General features: G+C 64.7%; 15 protein-coding genes. 7 read left to right on the forward strand and 8 right to left on the reverse strand.

Annotated elements, in window-relative coordinates; genetic code table 11:
• Nucleotides 1-14 precede the first annotated feature (14 nt).
• A complete protein-coding gene (locus tag PF66_RS28865; protein WP_054064549.1) occupies nucleotides 15-1,178 on the reverse strand; it encodes a 2Fe-2S iron-sulfur cluster-binding protein in 1,164 nt (387 codons plus the stop codon).
• A complete protein-coding gene (locus PF66_RS28870; protein ID WP_054056970.1) occupies nucleotides 1,171-2,691 on the reverse strand; it encodes a phytoene desaturase family protein in 1,521 nt (506 codons plus the stop codon). The genes PF66_RS28865 and PF66_RS28870 overlap by 8 nt, the downstream gene beginning before the upstream one ends.
• A gap of 205 nt (nucleotides 2,692-2,896) precedes the next feature.
• Between PF66_RS28870 and PF66_RS28875 the strand changes: the two genes are divergently transcribed.
• Nucleotides 2,897-3,520 carry a TetR/AcrR family transcriptional regulator gene (locus PF66_RS28875; protein ID WP_054056971.1) on the forward strand — a complete coding sequence of 208 codons (624 nt, stop codon included), beginning with the start codon at nucleotides 2,897-2,899 and terminating at the stop codon, nucleotides 3,518-3,520.
• Nucleotides 3,521-3,536: 16 nt separating this feature from the next.
• Here the strand turns inward: PF66_RS28875 and PF66_RS28880 are convergent, their stop codons facing one another.
• Nucleotides 3,537-4,382, reverse strand: a complete 846-nt coding sequence (locus PF66_RS28880) for a fumarylacetoacetate hydrolase family protein (protein ID WP_054064550.1) — start codon at nucleotides 4,380-4,382, stop codon at nucleotides 3,537-3,539.
• A 306-nt stretch (nucleotides 4,383-4,688) separates the two neighbouring features.
• On the opposite strand from PF66_RS28880, the gene PF66_RS28885 reads away from it, so the two are divergent.
• The gene (locus tag PF66_RS28885) at nucleotides 4,689-6,764 is read left to right on the forward strand and encodes a TonB-dependent siderophore receptor (protein WP_054056976.1); all 2,076 of its coding nucleotides are present in this window, start codon (nucleotides 4,689-4,691) and stop codon (nucleotides 6,762-6,764) included.
• Between the two features lie 67 nt (nucleotides 6,765-6,831).
• On the opposite strand, the gene PF66_RS28890 is transcribed toward PF66_RS28885, so the two are convergent.
• The 5 genes from PF66_RS28890 to PF66_RS33715 all read right to left on the reverse strand — a co-directional run bounded on the left by PF66_RS28890 (nucleotide 6,832) and on the right by PF66_RS33715 (nucleotide 11,101).
• Nucleotides 6,832-7,383: a DUF2857 domain-containing protein gene (locus PF66_RS28890; RefSeq protein WP_054056973.1), complete on the reverse strand. Its 552-nt coding sequence runs from the start codon at nucleotides 7,381-7,383 to the stop codon at nucleotides 6,832-6,834.
• Nucleotides 7,384-7,438: 55 nt separating this feature from the next.
• Nucleotides 7,439-7,636: a hypothetical protein gene (locus PF66_RS28895; protein ID WP_054056974.1), complete on the reverse strand. Its 198-nt coding sequence runs from the start codon at nucleotides 7,634-7,636 to the stop codon at nucleotides 7,439-7,441.
• A 308-nt stretch (nucleotides 7,637-7,944) separates the two neighbouring features.
• Complete coding sequence (locus tag PF66_RS28900) at nucleotides 7,945-9,108, reverse strand: iron-containing alcohol dehydrogenase (RefSeq protein WP_054064551.1); 1,164 nt, start codon at nucleotides 9,106-9,108, stop codon at nucleotides 7,945-7,947.
• A gap of 77 nt (nucleotides 9,109-9,185) precedes the next feature.
• Nucleotides 9,186-10,973, reverse strand: coding sequence for an acyl-CoA dehydrogenase C-terminal domain-containing protein (locus PF66_RS28905; RefSeq protein ID WP_054064552.1), 1,788 nt, complete (start codon nucleotides 10,971-10,973; stop codon nucleotides 9,186-9,188).
• Nucleotides 10,970-11,101 (reverse strand): hypothetical protein, encoded by a 132-nt coding sequence (locus PF66_RS33715; RefSeq protein ID WP_273820979.1) that lies wholly within the window; start codon nucleotides 11,099-11,101, stop codon nucleotides 10,970-10,972. The genes PF66_RS28905 and PF66_RS33715 overlap by 4 nt, the downstream gene beginning before the upstream one ends.
• 100 nt (nucleotides 11,102-11,201) lie before the next feature.
• On the opposite strand from PF66_RS33715, the gene PF66_RS28910 reads away from it, so the two are divergent.
• The 5 genes from PF66_RS28910 to PF66_RS28930 all read left to right on the forward strand — a co-directional run bounded on the left by PF66_RS28910 (nucleotide 11,202) and on the right by PF66_RS28930 (nucleotide 18,076).
• Entirely contained in the window at nucleotides 11,202-12,101 is a 900-nt protein-coding gene (locus PF66_RS28910) for a LysR family transcriptional regulator (protein WP_054060955.1), read from the forward strand.
• A gap of 284 nt (nucleotides 12,102-12,385) precedes the next feature.
• On the forward strand, nucleotides 12,386-13,297 hold the full coding sequence (gene kdgD, locus PF66_RS28915; protein WP_054064553.1) for a 5-dehydro-4-deoxyglucarate dehydratase: 912 nt from the start codon (nucleotides 12,386-12,388) through the stop codon (nucleotides 13,295-13,297).
• A 104-nt stretch (nucleotides 13,298-13,401) separates the two neighbouring features.
• Entirely contained in the window at nucleotides 13,402-14,769 is a 1,368-nt protein-coding gene (locus PF66_RS28920; RefSeq protein WP_054064554.1) for an MFS transporter, read from the forward strand.
• Nucleotides 14,770-14,849: 80 nt separating this feature from the next.
• On the forward strand, nucleotides 14,850-16,403 hold the full coding sequence (garD, locus tag PF66_RS28925) for a galactarate dehydratase (RefSeq protein ID WP_054064555.1): 1,554 nt from the start codon (nucleotides 14,850-14,852) through the stop codon (nucleotides 16,401-16,403).
• 92 nt (nucleotides 16,404-16,495) lie between these two features.
• The gene (locus PF66_RS28930; protein WP_054064556.1) at nucleotides 16,496-18,076 is read left to right on the forward strand and encodes an aldehyde dehydrogenase (NADP(+)); all 1,581 of its coding nucleotides are present in this window, start codon (nucleotides 16,496-16,498) and stop codon (nucleotides 18,074-18,076) included.
• Nucleotides 18,077-18,147: the final 71 nt, after the last annotated feature.

An 18,147-nucleotide genomic window follows, 5' to 3' on the forward strand; every position in this document is an offset into this window, starting at 1 on the left:
CGGTAGTCGCCCTTTCAGAGCAGGATTTCGATATCTCCCGTGGGGAACGCGACACAGGAGTAGATCCAGCCGAAGTCACGATCGGACTTGCGCAAATGGGCCTCCTGCGGATTGAACACCGTGCCACGAAGCAACTTGACCCGGCACAGGCTGCACTCGCCTGAACGGCAGGCGTTTTCGGTGCCGTAGCCATTGCGCTCCAGGGCATTGAGCAAGGGCTCGCCCACGCGGCTGCGGAACTGACCGCGCCCATTGACCGTGACGGTGACCTCATCATCCAGTGAGACGCCTTCAGGCCACCCTGGCTGCTCATTCGGCGCCTTGGGCGCACCATTGGCCTCGACGCGGATACGTCGACGCTTCACACCCAGTGCCATGAGCAGCTCGATACAACTGTCATTGAACGGCGTGGGACCACACACGTAGAACATCTTGTCGCCGATCTCGCCGAGCAGTTGCTGCAGCAGTGGCTGCGTCAGGCGACCGGTGTGGCCCCGGTGGTCGGCCGGAGGACGGGAAATCACCTCGCTCAAGGTGAAGTGGGCATGGCGATCGGCCAGGCCACGCAGTTCATCATCGAAAATCACATCATCGATGTAGCTGTTCACGTAAATGAGGTGGAAACGGTACGGCAGGCCACGCTCGAGGATGTCCAGCAGGATACTGCGCGCCGGCGCACCGCCCGAGCCGCCGGCCAGGAACACCAGGTCATCGCCATGGAACAGCGGATTGTGGTGAAAGCTGCCCATCGGCCCGGAACCGAGCAGGCGCTGCCCCACCACGACCCTGTCGAGCAGATGGTTGGACACGAAACCACCTGCGGCCCGCTTCACCGTCAGGTCGTAATGGGAACGCTGCGCGGGCGAAGAAGACATGGCATAGGGTCGAGCGGTGGCCACGCCATCGATGTCGACGAACAGGTTGATGTACTGCCCGGCCTGGAACGGTGGCAGCACGCCACGGTCCGCGGCGACCAGGCGCAAGGTCCGGGTGCTGGCGGTCTCATCGATGATCTCGGCGACCTCCAGTTCCAGCCGCTTGGGATGCAACTGCACCACGGTGCTGGCGACCTCCCCCCTGATTTCGCGGAAGTCGCTGCCCGTCCGCTCCAGCACCTCCTTGGCTTGCCAGGCTTCACGAAAGCCCGCGACGGCATTCAGCAGGTTCTGCTCAGACATGCTCCACCTCCCTGGTTTTCAACTGTTTGAGCACCGCCCTGGCGGTGGATTCACCCGCCATGTAGGTCGGCTGGAAGCCGCCCATGGTGGTCCATGAGCCGGCGATATAGAGACCGGGCACACCCTCCAGGCGCTCGCGCAGCAAGGCCGAATCCTGTGTGCTTTGCTGGAACCCATAGATGGCGCCACCCGGCGTATTGAGATAGCGCATCATGGTCAGCGGCGTGGCGACTTCGACCTCCTCGATGTACTGGCGCACCTTCGGGTAGACCTTCTCGATCACCCCGATCAGTTGCTCGGCGAACGCGTACTTGGTTTGCGCGTAATGCTCCGGCGACACGGCCTTCCAGGGCTCGGCATATTGCAGGCAAACCAGCACCACCTGGCTCTTGCCGGGGGGCGCGGCCTCGGGATCTTCGAGGTTGTAGCAGGTCAGCATGCCGCCCAGGGGGGGTTCCAGGCTGCCCATGCGCTGGAAGATCTGCTCTTCGTCCAGGGTCTCGTAGATGAAACTGGACGCTTGCGTGACGCCCAGTTCCTGCGGGGTGCAATCCAGGCCCAGGTAGATGACGAAGGCCGAGGTCCCCATGCGCCGGGATTTGAAATCCTGCCGGACCTTGAGCGGGGGCTGCTCGAGATCCAGCAACTCGTTGAAGGTGGTCAGTGGGCTGGCATTGGACACCACGGCCGCACAGGAAACGCTCTCGCCCCCCTCAAGGCGTACACCACTGATGCGACCGTCGCGGGTATGAATCTTCTCTACGCCGCAGTTGAAACGGACTTCGCCACCGGCTTCGAGAAACGACTCCACCAACGCACTGGACAAGGCCTGGGAGCCACCCTTGATATGCCAGGGCTTGAATGCCGCGTAGGCATACAACATCGCGGCCAGGTCTGGAAACGGCAGCCTGCTGGGGGGCACGCCGAGGTAGAGCCAATAGGTGGCCACCACCCGCTTCAGCTTGGGGTCGCTGAAAAATTCGTCCAGCACCTCCTTCACCGAACGGAAACCGTACTTCACGAAGCACGGGCACATCGACTCGAGCATCGCCTGGCTGTTGCTGCGGCGCGCCTGGGGCAGGGTCATGAAGCTTTCCACGGTGATCTTCTCGCAGAGCGCCAGGAAGTCCGCAATCGCCTGGGATTGCGCCGGAAACAGCCCCTGCAGGGTATCGCGCACCCCCGACCAGCTGGCAGGCAGGGTGACGTCGATCTCCCCCGGCACCACCAGGCGATACAGCGCCTGCTCCTGGACGAACTCGACCTTGTCCAGCACGCCGAGCTTGTCGAACAGCTTGCGCATGACGAAGGGTTTGTCCTCGGTGCCCAGGCCGCTGAGCTGGTGCAGCGCCACTTCGAACTCGAAATCGCCACGCACGAAGGACGTGGCGCAACCGCCCGGAATGTTGTGGCGCTCCAGCAGCAGGGTGCGACAGCCGCCCCGCTGCAAGGCCGTTGCGGCGGTCAATCCGGCGTTGCCAGCGCCGATCACGACGGCGTCATAGTGTTGCATGTTCTTCCCCTTAACTTATCAGTGCTAAGATCACGCTAAAAAAACACCCCGGACGGGCTGGCCTCCGTTCGCACGACTCACGACTTCGGCCTCGTTGTGGGGCACAGGCTACGAAGCAATCTTAGCACTGTCAAGATACTTCGCCATGCTAAGATCGTGGCCACGCTGATACCTTCCAATTCCCTGCTGTCGAGACCACCCCCGCATGACCAAGACCTCCGCCCGCTCACGCGATACCTACCACGTGGGCAACCTGGCGCCGCAACTGCTCGACGCCGCGCGACAGATGCTCGAGCAAGTGGGACCGACCAAACTCTCGTTGCGGGCGGTTTCGGAGCGGGTCGGAGTCAGTTCAACCGCGGCGTACCACCACTACGCGAACCGCGCGGAACTCATCGGCCATCTGGCCGCCCAGGGTTTTCGCGAACTGGGCAAGGTGCTGGTGATCAGGGATGCCCACAGCGAAGGCGTGCGGAAACTGCGTAACGCGAGCCTGGCCTACTTCAGCTTCGCCCGCGGCAACCCGGCCCTGTACCAGTTGATGTTCGGCCCCGAATTCGCCAACGGCGAGATGATCCCGGAGCTCAAGGTCGCGCGCGAAGAGGCGTTCGGCGAGCTCAAGCGCATCATCGCCGAAATACTGGGGCTGGATGTGCAGCATGCAGAAGTGCGCCGGGCCGCCCTCGCCGGCTGGTCCTATACCCATGGCCTGGCATCGCTGGTGATCCATAACGTCCTGCACTTCCCGGCCGGGACCACCGACGAGCGTTTCGTCGACAGCACCCTGCAAGGCTTTGCGCAGTTGTTCAAGGTCGAGAACCGGGACTGAACCCGACGAGCAGTCCTCAGGCAGCGGACACGACCGTCTGCTGCTGTTCACCCAGGCCCTCGATCCACAGGCGAACCGTGTCGCCGGGCTTGAGCCATTGCGGTTGCGGCTTCATGCCCATGCCGACACCCGGCGGGGTACCCGTGCAGAGAACGTCTCCCGGCTGCAGGGTGATGTAGCGGCTGACGTAGGAAACGATCTGCGCCACCGTGAAGATCATGGTGCGGGTGTTGCCGGTCTGGCGGCGCTCGCCATTCACGTCCAGCCACATGTCCAGGTTCTGCGGATCGGCGATCTCGTCGCGGGTCACTAACCAGGGCCCGATGGGACCGAAGGTGTCGCAACCCTTGCCCTTGTCCCACTGCGATGACTGCAGTTGGAACGCACGCTCGGAGACGTCGTTGACCACACAGTAACCGGCCACGACATCGAGGGCCTGCGCCTCGGAAACCGAACGGGCCTCGGTACCGATGACCACCCCCAGCTCCACTTCCCAGTCCAGCCTGGTCGACTCGCGCGGTTGCACGATGTTGTCGTGCGCGCCACAGATACAGGTGATTGCCTTGGTGAAGATCACCGGTTCATCCGGAATCGCCATGCCGGCTTCTTCGGCGTGGTCGCGGTAATTGAGGCCAATGGCAATGAACTTGCGAATCCCCGCCACCGGCGCGCCATGGCGAACGCCCTGCTCGACCAGCGGCAGCGAGGCGATGTCGAGCCGGGCGATGCGTGCCAAGCCGGCTGGCGTGACATCGTCGGGCGTGATGTCGTCCAGGTGAGCCGACAAGTCACGGATACGTCCCTGGGCGTCTACAAGGCCCGGACGTTCCTGTCCGGGTTGGCCAACACGGCAGAGCTTCATCTGATTGTTCCTCATCGTGCGGGGCGCGTGTTCCACGGGCCCTGAAAGGGAAACCTGCCGATACGGGCGGCATCCGGCGCCAGCTCGAAAACAAGCGGACCGCCAGAGTAGCACCGATCGCCGCCAGGGCACTGCACCCTGGGCTCGTCATGATCCGTTGCGCGCTATGAAACCACTTGTCCGCTGGGTAACAAGATCGACACATTTGGTAATGATTATCATCTTGATTAAGAATAGTGTTTCCTTTTGACATATCAGGAAACATGAATTTTGAATCCTTGCCTTTCCACCACCACCCTGCTACTGATGGGCGCTATCAGTGTGCTGCCGCAGGCGAACGCCGCCGACGAGCTCACCCTGCCCGCTACGCAAATTCAAGGCACTGTCACTCAGGGCGACACCCAGAGCGAGGGCTACCAGGGACAGCCCTCGTCCAGCACCACCAAGCTGGGACTGACGGACAAGGAAACGCCACAAGCCATCACCACCATCACCCGCGCCCAAATGGATGACTTCAAGCTCAATGGCGTCAAGGACGCCCTGCGTTCCGCCCCTTCGGTGACGGTGGAGCAGAGCGAAACCGACCGCACCGAGTTCACTTCTCGCGGCTTCGATATCGGGACGTTCGAGTACGACGGCATGGGCATGCCGTTCGCCCAGACAATCCTGATCGGCGACCAGGACATGGCCGAATACGAGCAGATCGACGTGCTCCATGGCGCCAATGGCCTGATGAGCGGCACCGGCAACCCGTCGGCCACGGTCAACTTCGTGCGCAAGCGGCCGACCGACACCTTCCAGGCGCAGATCGACACCAGCGCCGGCTCCTGGGACAACCGCCGAATCGACATGGACGTATCGGGCCCGCTGACGGAAAGCGGCAACGTACGCGCACGCTTCATCTACGCCCACGACAAGGGCAACGCCTGGCTCGATCGCTACAGCCACGAAAAGAACGTGGTCGCCGGCCTGCTCGCGTTCGACCTGTCCGATGCCGACACCCTCACGGTCGGTTTCTCGCAGCACAACAGCGACGCCAACGGCAGTACGTGGGGCAACCTGCCCCTGGTGGACAGCAACAACAACCCGATCCACTACCACAGCCGCAGCTCCAGCGTCGGCCAGCCGTGGACCTACTGGAACATGCACACCCAGCGTGCCTTTGCCGAGCTCAAGCATGATTTCGGCAACGGCTGGAACGCGACGATCACCGCCACCGGGATCACCGAGAAACAAGACACCAACATGCTCTATGTTTCCAGCGTCACCGGCGATGACGCCACGGCGTTTGCGGCCCATACCACCAGCAAGGCCCACGAGTTACTGGGTGAGGCGAAGCTCTCCGGCCCGTTCAGCCTGTTCGGGCGCGAACATGAGCTGACCGTCGGTGCCAGCTATGGCCGTACCCACCAGACGGCACGCGAATACGATGCCGCAGCGGCGGGTTACTACCCGACCTCATTTGCCAGCATTCTTGCGGGCACCGAAACACCGCCGCCGCTCATCTACACCAGCGATACCAATACACAGAACTTCACCGACGCCCAGAAAAGCCTGTTCGCCGCCACGCGCTTCAGCCTGGCGGATGACCTGCACTGGATCGCCGGCGCGCGCATGCTCAGCGCCGACGGCTCGGGCGACAGCTATGGTGTCGACCACTCCCAACGCGAACATGGCAAGGTCACGCCCTACACCGGCCTGGTCTATGACCTGAACAGGCAGTGGAGCCTCTACACCAGTTGGACGAAGATCTTCAATCCGCAGTACGGCACGGTCGGCATCGACGGCAAGCCACTCGCCCCACTCGAAGGCAAGAGCCTGGAAGCCGGGGTGAAAGGCAGCCTGATGGATGATCGCCTGACCCTGACGGGAGCCGTATTCAAGACCGAACAGAGCAATGTGCCGTCCAACAGCCGATACATTCAGGTGGGCTCCCAATACCGCTACTACACCGATGACTACAAGAGCCACGGCATCGAGTTGCAGGCTAGCGGCGAAGTGCTGCCCGGCCTCGACCTGCTGGGCGGCTACACCTATGTGCGAATCGACGGTGCCGATGGCGACCGGGCACGCAAGTACGTGCCCAAGCACAGCGTCCACGGCATGCTGACCTACCGCCTGCCTGGCCTGCCACAGGCCAAGGTCGGGACCCGGGTGAGCTGGCAGAGCGCCGTACAGAATGACGTGTACAGCAGCATTCGCCAGAATCCCTATGCCGTGGTCGACCTGATGGCCAGCTACGATATCAACCGCAACTGGAGCACGTCGCTGAACCTCAACAACGTCACCGACGAGAAGTACCTGGTGTCCCTGTACAGCGGCACGGCCAGCAACTACGGCGCACCACGCAACCTGACCGCTTCGCTGACCTGGAAATACTGAGGGCCTTCACAAGGGGCCTCGGGGGCTGGTCCCAGGAACCGGCCCCTGCGACCCGCTCAGCCACGCCTCACACCAGTTCCTCGTCAATCCAGCCGCGGATCAGGCTCCAGACCATGGCCAGGTTCAAGGTCGGCTCGCACTCGGTCATCAGCATCGCCACCTGCAGCACCGAGCGCGGGTCCTGCGTATCGGTATCCAGCTCCTTGGTCAGCCGGACCCAATGTCCCCACAGACGCATTTCCCCGTCCTGACTGACCGTTGGCCAGCGACCCTTGCGGTACGGTATGCCCAACATGGTGCGGCGGATGGCGACTTCCTTGGGCGACAGCCCGAACAGTTCGAGGATCATCGGCGAGCTGGCCCCCAGGCGGAGCGCCCGGCTGATCTGCTCCTCCTCGTCACTGTCGCGGGTGCGCGAGAGCAGCCGCTGGACGACATCACCGTCGACCAGCACCTTGAACCAGGGCACCGGCGAGTTCACCAGGGCGCCCATGCAGCGCGGGTCGATCAGGGTCTGCAGGTCCTTTTCCTCAAACCCCATGGCCAGGCAATTGCGCAACTGACCGGTCTTGATGTTGTTCATGATTTGAAAGGCGACAGCCAGATTCAACGGGTGCATATAAACCTCTACCATTCCATGGTCGGATGACGGCCCGTGCGTGGGCCAGACTGCTTCACGCCAGAACGTCCGCCGGGCCGGGAGCGTGCTCGTCACGCCGGCCGAACTCGACGCTGAGGATCTCGACACCCGCCCAGCCCTCCACGTGGCTGGCCAGTTCGAACAGAAAACCGTCGCGCCGCAATGACTCCTGGTTGATTCTGAGCAGCACCATGCAGGTCTGGTCAGCGCTGATATCGGAACTCAAATCCATTTGTGTGTACTCCCTGTGATCGCTATCGCAGCCGGGTGCGACGGACTGGTGGTTGAGCCGGTGCGGCGAACTTTCCTCAGGCCGCTCGCGAATCCACCTCGGTGGTTCAGAGCGCCCTCCTTCACTGCACCGCTCGATTTTGTGCTGCCCCTAATTATGTAGTCGCTCCACGCAAGGCTATCTGTAAGACAAAGCGTCCCTCCTGCGGGAAAAAACGGGCGTCATTTGTGGGGCGTTCAGGGTGGGGGCCTGTTCGGATCCGAGCCGCCGCCCCGCGAGCGTCCCATGGCGGGCGCTCGCCGAGCCCTTCAGAACGCGGCTTCGTAGATCGCCAGGGCATCGGCCAGCCGGACCTCACGCGGATTGTTCACCAGCAGCCGCTGTTGCTGCATCGCGTCCTCGGCCAGTTGCCGGAGACGCTGACGTGGCACGTCCAAATCGCGCAGCCGGGTGGGTAAACCGCAGCGAGGCGCCAGTTGCGCCAGTTCCTCGATGAACTGCTCGCAGCGTGCCGGCGGATCACCGGCCCGCAGCCGCTCGCCGAGCAGCATCGGCGCCAGCTCGGCGTAGTCGGCAAAGGCTTCGGCGCGGTTGAAGCGCATCACGTGCGGCAACACCAGGGAATTAGCCAGCCCATGGGGCACGTGGAACTGCGCCCCCAGCGGATAGGCCAGTGCATGCACCGCCGCCACCGGTGCGTTGGCGAACGCCTGCCCGGCCAGACAGGCGCCCAGCAGCATGGCCTGGCGGGCCGCGAGGTCGTCCCCCTGGTGCACGGCCTGGTCGAGGTTGGCGGCCAGCAGACGCAACGCCTCCCGGGCCAACAGGCTCGACAGCGGGTTGCGCCTGATCCTGCTGGTGTAGGCTTCGATGGCATGGACCATGGCATCGATACCGGTGGCCGCCGTGATCGCCGGCGGCAGGCCGAGGGTGAGCCGGGCATCGAGCAGCGCCAGGTCCGGCAGCAGGATCGAGGCCACCACGCCCATCTTGCTGGCTTGCCCGGTGGTGATCACCGCGATGGGCGTGACCTCCGAGCCGGTGCCGGCGGTGGTCGGTACCTGGATCAGCGGCAGACGCCGGCCCTGGGCCCGGTCGACGCCGTAGATGGCCTGCAGGTCCTGGTTGCATTCGGGATGAGCCAGCAACGCCACCAGCTTGGCGACATCCATCGAACTGCCGCCACCGAAGCCGACGATCAACTCGGCCCCGATGTGGCGAGCCCGCTCGACCGCGGACTGTACGCAAGTGTCACTCGGGTCGGCGCAGACATCGCTGAAGATCGCCACGCCCAGCCGGGCCTGGGTGAAACCGGGCAACAGCTCATCCAACAGGCCCAGGCGGATAATGCCGGGGTCGGTGACGATCAGTACCCGGCGGGCGCCGCGCTGCTGACACAATGACGCCAGGCGGGCGGCCGCGCCCGGTTCGCAGAGCAGTTGTGGCGTGGTGGCGAAGCTGAAAGGCTGCATGTCCCTATTCCTCTTGTTCTTGTATTCATGGCACTCGCCGTGGCGCGGCCTGCGCGAACGGCGGCAGGGAAAACCGGCTAGAAGGCGAAGTGCTCCTCGCTCATGACCATCAGGCACGGGGCGCCGCCGAGCAGCGCCTCCCGATGGGCACCGGCGCGCGGCAGCAGCCGTCGCCAGTAGAACTCCGCCGCCTGCAGCTTGGCCTGGTAGAACGCCCGGTCATCCGTGCCACGGTCAAGCGCCGCGGCGGCACACACCGCCGCCCGCAACCACAACGCCGCCAACAGCACGTAGCCAGAATAGGCGAGGAAATCCACCGACACCGCGCCGATCTCCTGGGGATCGGCCCGGCAGACATCCAGCACGTGCTGGCTGAGGGAACGCCACTGTTCCAGGCGCTGGCCCACCACCCGGGCCATCTCGTCCAGGGCGGGATCGCTGCAGGCAGCCACCTCATCGAGCAGTTCCCGGATCAGTTGCCGCACCTGCTCGCCACCGTCGGCCAGCACCTTGCGGCGAATCAGATCCAGCGCCTGGATACCGTTGGTGCCCTCGTACAGCTGGGTGATGCGGCTGTCGCGCATCAACTGCTCCATGCCCCACTCACGGATATAGCCGTGCCCGCCATGGACCTGCACCGCCAGGCTGGAAACCTCCTGGCCGACGTCGGTGAGAAAGGCCTTGACGATGGGGATCAGCAACGCGGCCCGGCGGCCGGCGGCGGCGCGGGCCTGTGGGTCCGGGTCGCCGTGCTCCAGGTCGAGCTCGCGGGCCACGCACGCCGCCAGCAGGCGGCAGCCTTCGACCAGGGTCTTCTGGGTCAGCAGCATGCGGCGCACATCGGGGTGGCTGATGATCGGGTCGGCGGCGCGCCCGGGCGCCACCGGCCCGGCCAGGCTGCGCGACTGCAGGCGCTCGCGGGCATAGGCCAGCGCCCCCTGGAACGCCGCCTCGGCGATGCCCAGGCCCTGCAGGCCGACCTGAAAGCGCGCATCGTTCATCATGGTGAACATGCACGCCAACCCCTGGTTGGCCTCGCCCACCAGCCAGCCGCGGGCGCCGTCGAAGTTCATCACACAGGTGGCAGCACCGCGGATGCCCATCTTGTGCTCCAGGGCGCCGCACTCGACGGCATTGCGTCGCCCCACGCCGCCGTCCGCACCCGGCTCGAACTTCGGCACCAGGAACAGGCTGATGCCCCGCACACCGACCGGTGCCTCCGGCAAGCGGGCCAGCACCAGATGCACGATGTTCTCGCTCAGGTCCTGGTCGCCACCGCTGATGAAGATCTTGCTGCCGCTGATGCGGTAGCTGCCATCCGCTTCCGGTTGGGCCCGTGTGCGCAGCAGCGCCAGGTCGGTACCGGCCTGCGGTTCGGTCAGGCACATGGTGCCCGTCCACTCGCCGCTGACCAGCTTGCCCAGGTAATCGCGCTTGAGCGCCTCGCTGCCGTGGCGATGCAGGGCCAGCACGGCGCTCTCGGTGAGCCCGGAGTAGATGCGAAACGACAGCGAGGCGCCCATCAGCATTTCATGGAAACTGGCCGAGACCAGCTGCGGCAGGCCCTGCCCCTCGTACTCGAGCGGGCCGGTCATGGCGGCCCAACCCTGTTCGACGTATTGCCGATAGGCCTGGGCAAAGCCCTCCGGGGTCAGTACCCGGCCCTGCTCCAGACGACAGCCCTGCTCGTCGCCCTGGCGGTTGAGCGGTGCCACCACCTCGCTGGCGAACCGTGCGCCCTGCTCGAGGATGCCATCGATCGTCTCGCCGTCCAGGCCATTGCCAAGGCGGCGGCAGTGCGCCACCCCATCGAAGACCTCATGGAGCACGAAACGCATGTCACGCAAGGGTGCCCGATAGTTCATGCCCGGCCCTCCCGCACATCGGCCAGCCGCGCCAGGATCAACCCCAGGTCCTGCGCGGTGTCGAGCACGGCGGGCGAAGTCGCGGCGCCGATAACGGCGGTTTGCTGAACGTGGTAGGGGTGGCTCACTCGCGGCGCTCCTGAATCGATGATCGAAGGGATTGCCGCAACCCTAGTCAGAGCCCTAGTATTTTTGAAATTTTAATTTTGCATCCCATGTATTCCAGCCATGAATATATCGACCTTCGATCTCAATCTGCTGCGGGTGCTGGACATGCTCCTGCGCGAACAGAACGTGTCGCGGGCCGCCGAGCGCCTGGCCCTGACCCAGCCGACCGTGAGCAACGCCCTGGCCCGCCTGCGCGACCTGCTGGGTGATCCGCTGCTGGTACGGGTTGGCCGGCACATGCGCCCCACGCCTCGCGCCCTGGCGCTGGAAGGGCCGATCCGCGCCGCGCTGCAACAGATCGAACAGACCCTGGGCAGCGACAACAGCTTCGATCCCGGCCGCAGCCACCGCCAGTTGCGCATCGCCCTGACCGACTACGCCGAACAGCTGTGCATGTCCGGGCTGCTCGCCACCTTGCAGACCCAGGCGCCGCACCTGCGGGTCGATGTGGTGCACCTGGCACCGAGCCTGCCGGTGGAAGCCCTCGACCGGGGCGAGCTGGACCTGGTGCTCGGCCGCTTCGATGAGTCTCCCGCGCGCTTCGAACGCCGCCACTGGCGCAGCGAAACCCTGCGTATCGCGGTACGTCGCGACCATCCGGTGGTGAACGCAACGCTCGACCTGGCCACCTTTCTCGGCCTGCGCCACCTCTGGGTGCATGGCGGCCAGACCCGCGGCATGGTCGACCAATGGCTGGCGGAACAGGGCCTGTCGCGGCGTATCGTCTACACCACGCCCAACTACCTGCAGGCCGCGCACCTGGCGGCGGAATCGGACCTGTGCGTGGTCCTGCCGACCGCGCTGGCCACGCACTTCGCGCAACTGCTGCCGCTGCAACTGTTCGAACTGCCGTTCGCGCTGGAGCCGTTCCAGCTGGAACTGGTCTACCTCGCGCACCGCCAGCACGACCCGGCGCTGGCCTGGCTGGTGGAACGGATCATGGATATCCGCGCGACCTGAGGAGAGGGTCGAACAGGTTGTCGACCGCCAATCGTACGACAACTATCTTCCCTAGCCTTCTGCCAGTGAAGAGCCCCGAGTGGCACGTCCTCAGCCGCAGAAGCCTTCGATCACCCAGGGCTCAACCTTTATAACCGGGCGATCTACCTGAGCTGACGCGGCACCTTCGCAAATGCATCCATCTCGCCGATCGAGAAAAATGGCACTAGCTTTCGGCTAAGTTGTACGATAACTTACCTCTACAGAAATTCCTTCCACCCTCGTGCCACTGGATACCTAGAACAATGACGCCACAAGAACTGAAATCCATCCTTTCCCACGGCCTGCTGTCCTTCCCGGTCACCGACTTCAATGCCCAGGGCGACTTCAACGCCGCCGGCTACGTCAAGCGCCTGGAATGGCTCGCGCCCTACGGCGCCAGCGCCCTGTTCGCCGCCGGTGGCACCGGTGAGTTCTTCTCCCTCGCGGCCAGCGAATACAGCCAGGTGATCAAGACCGCCGTCGACACCTGCGCCCAGTCGGTGCCGATCCTCGCCGGTGTCGGCGGCTCGACCCGCCAGGCCATCGAATATGCCCAGGAAGCCGAGCGTCTGGGCGCCAAGGGCCTGCTGCTGCTGCCCCACTACCTGACCGAAGCCAGCCAGGACGGTGTTGCCGCCCACGTGGAAGCGGTGTGCAAATCGGTGAAGATCGGCGTGGTGGTGTACAACCGCAACGTCTGCCGCCTGAACGCCGACCTGCTGGAAAAGCTGGCCGAGCGCTGCCCGAACCTGATCGGCTACAAGGACGGCCTGGGTGACATCGAACTGATGGTGTCCATCCGTCGCCGCCTGGGCGATCGTTTCAGCTACCTGGGTGGCCTGCCGACCGCCGAGGTCTATGCGGCGGCCTACAAGGCCCTGGGCGTGCCGGTCTACTCCTCGGCGGTGTTCAACTTCATCCCGAAAACCGCGATGGACTTCTACAACGCCATCGCCCGGGACGACCACGCCACCGTGGGCAAGCTGATCGACGACTTCTTCCTGCCGTACCTGGACATCCGCAACCGCAAGGCCGGCTATGCAGTGAGCATCGTCAAGGCCGGTGCGAAGATCGCCGGCTACGACGCCGGCCCGGTACGGACCCCGCTGACCGACCTGACCGAACAGGAGTACGAAGCCCTGGCGGCGCTGATGGACAAGATGGGCCCACAATAAGCGCGCCCCTGCGGACTGCCAACACCGCACCCGGAGCCGGGCAACCGCCGGCTCCGGTCACAACTCGTTAGCCCGCACAAAAATAACTAGTGGGAGTACAAGGCATGCAAGCGACTAAAAAGACGCATGTGCGCTACCTGATTCTGCTCATGCTGTTCCTGGTGACCACGATCAACTATGCCGACCGGGCCACCATCGCCATTGCCGGCTCCAGTCTGCAGAAAGACCTGGGCATCGACGCTGTCACCCTCGGCTACATCTTCTCCGCCTTCGGCTGGGCCTACGTGGCCGGCCAGATCCCCGGCGGCTGGCTGCTCGACCGATTCGGTTCGAAAAACGTCTACGCCTTCAGTATCTTCAGCTGGTCGCTGTTCACCATGCTGCAGGGTTTTGTCGGCGGCCTGCCGGTGACCTGGGCGGTCGTCACCCTGTTCACCCTGCGCTTTCTGGTCGGTTTCGCCGAAGCCCCGTCGTTCCCCGGCAACGCCCGGATCGTCGCGGCCTGGTTCCCGGCGGCGGAACGCGGCACGGCCTCGGCGATCTTCAACTCGGCGCAATACTTCGCCACCGCGCTGTTCGCGCCGATCATGGGCTGGATCGTCTACCACTTCGGTTGGGAACACGTGTTCATCGTGATGGGCGTGTTCGGCATCGTGTTCTCGGGGATCTGGATGAAGACCATCTACAACCCGAAACAGCACCCGCGCATCAGCCCGAGTGAACTCGAACACATCGAGCAGAACGGTGGCCTGGTGGACATGGACCAGAAACGCAGCAACGACGGTCCGAAGTGGCACTACGTCAAGCAACTGCTGACCAGCCGCATGCTGCTGGGCGTGTACCTGGGCCAGTACTGCATCAACGCCATCACCTACTTCTTCCTGACCTGGTTCCCGGTGTACCTGGTGCAGGAACGCGGCATGACCATTCTCAAGGCGGGCTTCATCGCCTCGCTGCCGGCCATCTGCGGCTTCATCGGCGGTGTGCTCGGTGGTGTAATCTCGGACTGGCTGCTGCGTCGTGGCCACACGCTGACCTTCTCGCGCAAGCTGCCGATCGTCTGCGGCCTGATGCTGTCGACCACCATGGTCTTCTGCAACTACGTCGAGGCGGAATGGATGGTGGTCGGCTTCATGACCCTGGCATTCTTCGGCAAAGGCATCGGTGCCCTGGGCTGGGCGGTCGTGGCCGACACCTCGCCCAAGCAGATCGCTGGCCTGTCCGGTGGCCTGTTCAACACCTTCGGCAACATTGCCTCGATCACCACGCCGATCGTCATCGGCTACATCATCAGCGCCACCGGCTCGTTCAAGTGGGCCCTGGTGTATGTCGGTGCCAACGCCCTGGTCGCGGTGTTCAGCTACCTGGTGATCGTCGGCCCGATCAAGCGGATCGAGTTGCGTGACGGCCCAAAGGATGAAGCGGCAACGGATGCCAACCCCACGATGAAAGTCGCGGGTGCGCGTCACTGAGCAAGAACCCGTGCATGCCCGCTACACCGCGGGCATGCACGCAGAACAAAGCCTGAGAAATCCATAAGAAAGGCACGACCATGCAGTTGATCGAACATTCTGACTCGCCCCGCTACGTCCGCCTGCACGACGACGACAACGTCGTGGTGGTGGTCAATGACGGCGGCCTGGGCGAAGGCGCCCGCTTCTCCGATGGCCTGACGCTGGTACAAGCCGTGCCACAGAGCCACAAGGTCGCCACCGTGTTCATCGCCAAGGGCGAACCGGTGCGCCGCTACGGCCAGATCATCGGCTACGCCCTGGAAGACCTGCGCCAGGGCAGTTGGGTGCAGGAAAGCCAACTGGCCATGCCGGCCGCCCCGGAACTGGACAGCCTGCCACGCTGCGATGCCGTGCCCGACGCCCTGCCCCCGCTGGAAGGCTTCACCTTCGAAGGCTACCGCAACGCCGACGGCACCGTCGGTACCCGCAACATCCTCGGCATCACCACCACCGTACAATGCGTGACCGGCGTGCTCGAACACGCGGTCAAGCGCATCAAGGCCGAGCTGCTGCCCAAATACCCCCACGTCGATGACGTGGTCGCCCTCACCCACAGCTACGGCTGCGGCGTGGCTATCAACGCCCGCGACGCCTACATCCCGATCCGTACCGTGCGCAACCTGGCACGCAACCCCAACCTGGGCGGCGAAGCGCTGGTCATCAGCCTGGGCTGCGAGAAGCTGCAGGCCGGCCAGGTGATGCACGACAACGACCCGTCGGTCGACCTCAGCGAGCCGTGGCTGTACCGCCTGCAGGACGCCAGCCTGGGCTTCACTGAAATGATCGATCAGATCATGGGCCTGGCCGAAACGCGCCTGAAGAAACTCGACCAGCGCCGCCGCGAAAGCGTGCCGGCCAGCGAGCTGATCCTCGGCATGCAATGCGGCGGCAGCGATGCCTTCTCCGGCATCACCGCCAACCCGGCCCTGGGCTACGCCGCCGACCTGCTGGTACGTGCCGGTGCCACCGTGCTGTTCTCGGAAGTGACCGAAGTGCGCGACGCCATCTACATGCTCACCTCCCGTGCCGAGAACCAGGACGTGGCCGACGCGCTGGTGCGCGAGATGGACTGGTACGACCGCTACCTGCAACAAGGTGCGGCCGACCGCAGCGCCAACACCACGCCGGGCAACAAGAAAGGCGGCCTGTCGAACATCGTCGAGAAGTCCCTGGGCTCCATCGTCAAGTCCGGCAGCGGCGCCATCCAGGGCGTGCTCGGCCCGGGCGAGCGGGTCGACCGCAAGGGCCTGATCTTCTGCGCCACCCCGGCCAGCGACTTCGTCTGCGGCACCCTGCAACTGGCCGCCGGGATGAACCTGCACGTGTTCACCACCGGTCGTGGCACGCCGTATGGTCTGGCCATGGCTCCGGTGGTCAAGGTGTGCACCCGCACCGAGCTGGCCGAGCGCTGGCCCGACCTGATCGACATCGACGCCGGGCGCATCGCCACCGGCCGTTCGAGCATCGAGGAACTGGGCTGGGAGTTGTTCCACTACTATCTGGATGTCGCCAGCGGCCGCAAGCAGACCTGGGCCGAGCAGCATAAGCTGCACAACGACATCACCCTGTTCAACCCGGCGCCGATCACCTGATGCACCCGGCCGGCTCGATGTTCGCAGCTCCTGTAGGAGCCGGCCCATTCCATCCGCATTCCTTCCTTCACTTCTCTCTAAAGGAGCATTCCATGCCTGAGATCCTCGGCCACAACTTCATCGCCGGCCAGCGCAGCGCCGCTGGCACCCAGCGTCTGCAGAGCCTGGACGCCACCACCGGCGAGGCCCTGCCCTACACCTTCGTCCAGGCCACCGAAGCCGAAGTGGACCGGGCGGCCAAGGCCGCCGCTGCCGCCTTCGCCGAGTTCCGCCAACTGGCGCCGACCCGTCGCGCCGAATTCCTCGATGCCATCGCCGCCGAACTGGATGAGCTGGACGAGGCCTTCGTCGCCATCGTCTGCCGTGAAACCGCCCTGCCCGCCGCCCGTATCCAGGGCGAGCGTGGCCGTACCAGCGGCCAGATGCGCCTGTTCGCCCAGGTATTGCGCCGTGGCGATTTCCTCGGTGCCCGTATCGACCTGGCCCTGCCCGAGCGCCAACCCCTGCCACGCGTCGACCTGCGCCAGATGCGCATCGGCGTTGGCCCGGTGGCCGTATTCGGCGCCAGCAACTTCCCGCTGGCCTTCTCCACCGCCGGTGGTGACACCGCTGCGGCCCTGGCCGCCGGTTGCCCGGTGGTGTTCAAGGCCCACAGCGGCCACATGGCCACCGCCGACCTGGTGGGCTGCGCCATCCAGCGTGCTGCCGAGCGTACCGGCATGCCAAAAGGCGTGTTCAACATGGTCTTCGGTGGTGGCGTCGGCGAGTGGCTGGTCAAGCACCCGGCGATCCAGGCCGTCGGTTTCACCGGCTCGCTGAAAGGTGGAGACGCCCTGTGCCGCATGGCCGCCGAGCGTCCACAGCCGATCCCGGTCTTCGCCGAAATGTCCAGCATCAACCCGGTGATCATCCTGCCGGGCGCCCTGGCCAAGCGTGGCGAAGCCATCGCCCGCGAACTGGCAGGCTCCGTCTGCCTGGGTGCCGGTCAGTTCTGCACCAACCCGGGCCTGGTCATCGGCCTGCAATCGCCACAGTACAGCCAACTGCTGGGTGAGCTGGGCCAGCATCTGGACCAGCAAGCGGGCCAGACCCTGCTCAACGCCGGAGGCCTGCGCAGCTACGTCGGCGGCCTGGAGCACCTGAAGGCCCACGCCGGTATCGAACACCTGGCCGGCCAGGCCCAGGAAGGCAGCCAGGCCCGTGCCCAGCTGTTCAAGGCTGACGCGCGTCTGCTGGTGGAATCCGATCCCCTGCTGCAGGAAGAAGTCTTCGGCCCGACCACCGTCGCCGTCGAGGTCAAGGACAACGAGCAACTGCGCGCCGCCCTGCTCGGCCTGCGGGGTCAGCTGACCGCCACCCTGATCGGCGAAGCGGAAGACTTCGAAGCCTTCGCCTGGCTGGTGCCGCTGCTGGAAGAGAAAGTCGGCCGTATCCTGATCAACGGCTACCCGACCGGTGTCGAGGTGTGTGATGCGATGGTTCACGGTGGGCCGTACCCGGCGACTTCCGATGCCCGTGGGACGTCGGTGGGTACCCTGGCGATCGATCGCTTCCTGCGTCCGGTGTGCTACCAGAACTACCCGCAGTCGCTGCTGCCTGAGGCACTGCGTGACGGCAACCCGTTGGGGCTGCGTCGCCTGGTGAATGGGCAGTGGAGTGATGCGGCGATCTGATTGCTGCGTTGGTAGAGAGAGCCCCGCTTTGGCGGGGCTTTTTTATTTTTGGTGTCCCGTCCTGAATAAGG

The organism is Pseudomonas asplenii, from assembly GCF_001293465.1.
GTDB classification, from domain to species: domain Bacteria; phylum Pseudomonadota; class Gammaproteobacteria; order Pseudomonadales; family Pseudomonadaceae; genus Aquipseudomonas; species Aquipseudomonas fuscovaginae_B.

Excerpts from the sequence above, each read along its gene's own strand:
- garD (WP_054064555.1), top strand. The coding sequence starts at position 14,850 with ATGCAGTTGATCGAACATTCTGACTCGCCCCGCTACGTCCGCCTGCAC.
- kdgD (WP_054064553.1), top strand. The coding sequence starts at position 12,386 with ATGACGCCACAAGAACTGAAATCCATCCTTTCCCACGGCCTGCTGTCC.
- PF66_RS28905 (WP_054064552.1), bottom strand. The coding sequence starts at position 10,973 with ATGAACTATCGGGCACCCTTGCGTGACATGCGTTTCGTGCTCCATGAG.
- PF66_RS28875 (WP_054056971.1), top strand. The coding sequence starts at position 2,897 with ATGACCAAGACCTCCGCCCGCTCACGCGATACCTACCACGTGGGCAAC.
- PF66_RS28910 (WP_054060955.1), top strand. The coding sequence starts at position 11,202 with ATGAATATATCGACCTTCGATCTCAATCTGCTGCGGGTGCTGGACATG.
- PF66_RS28895 (WP_054056974.1), bottom strand. The coding sequence starts at position 7,636 with ATGGATTTGAGTTCCGATATCAGCGCTGACCAGACCTGCATGGTGCTG.
- PF66_RS28890 (WP_054056973.1), bottom strand. The coding sequence starts at position 7,383 with ATGCACCCGTTGAATCTGGCTGTCGCCTTTCAAATCATGAACAACATC.
- PF66_RS28870 (WP_054056970.1), bottom strand. The coding sequence starts at position 2,691 with ATGCAACACTATGACGCCGTCGTGATCGGCGCTGGCAACGCCGGATTG.
- PF66_RS28930 (WP_054064556.1), top strand. The coding sequence starts at position 16,496 with ATGCCTGAGATCCTCGGCCACAACTTCATCGCCGGCCAGCGCAGCGCC.
- PF66_RS28885 (WP_054056976.1), top strand. The coding sequence starts at position 4,689 with ATGGGCGCTATCAGTGTGCTGCCGCAGGCGAACGCCGCCGACGAGCTC.
- PF66_RS28900 (WP_054064551.1), bottom strand. The coding sequence starts at position 9,108 with ATGCAGCCTTTCAGCTTCGCCACCACGCCACAACTGCTCTGCGAACCG.
- PF66_RS28880 (WP_054064550.1), bottom strand. The coding sequence starts at position 4,382 with ATGAAGCTCTGCCGTGTTGGCCAACCCGGACAGGAACGTCCGGGCCTT.
- PF66_RS28920 (WP_054064554.1), top strand. The coding sequence starts at position 13,402 with ATGCAAGCGACTAAAAAGACGCATGTGCGCTACCTGATTCTGCTCATG.
- PF66_RS28865 (WP_054064549.1), bottom strand. The coding sequence starts at position 1,178 with ATGTCTGAGCAGAACCTGCTGAATGCCGTCGCGGGCTTTCGTGAAGCC.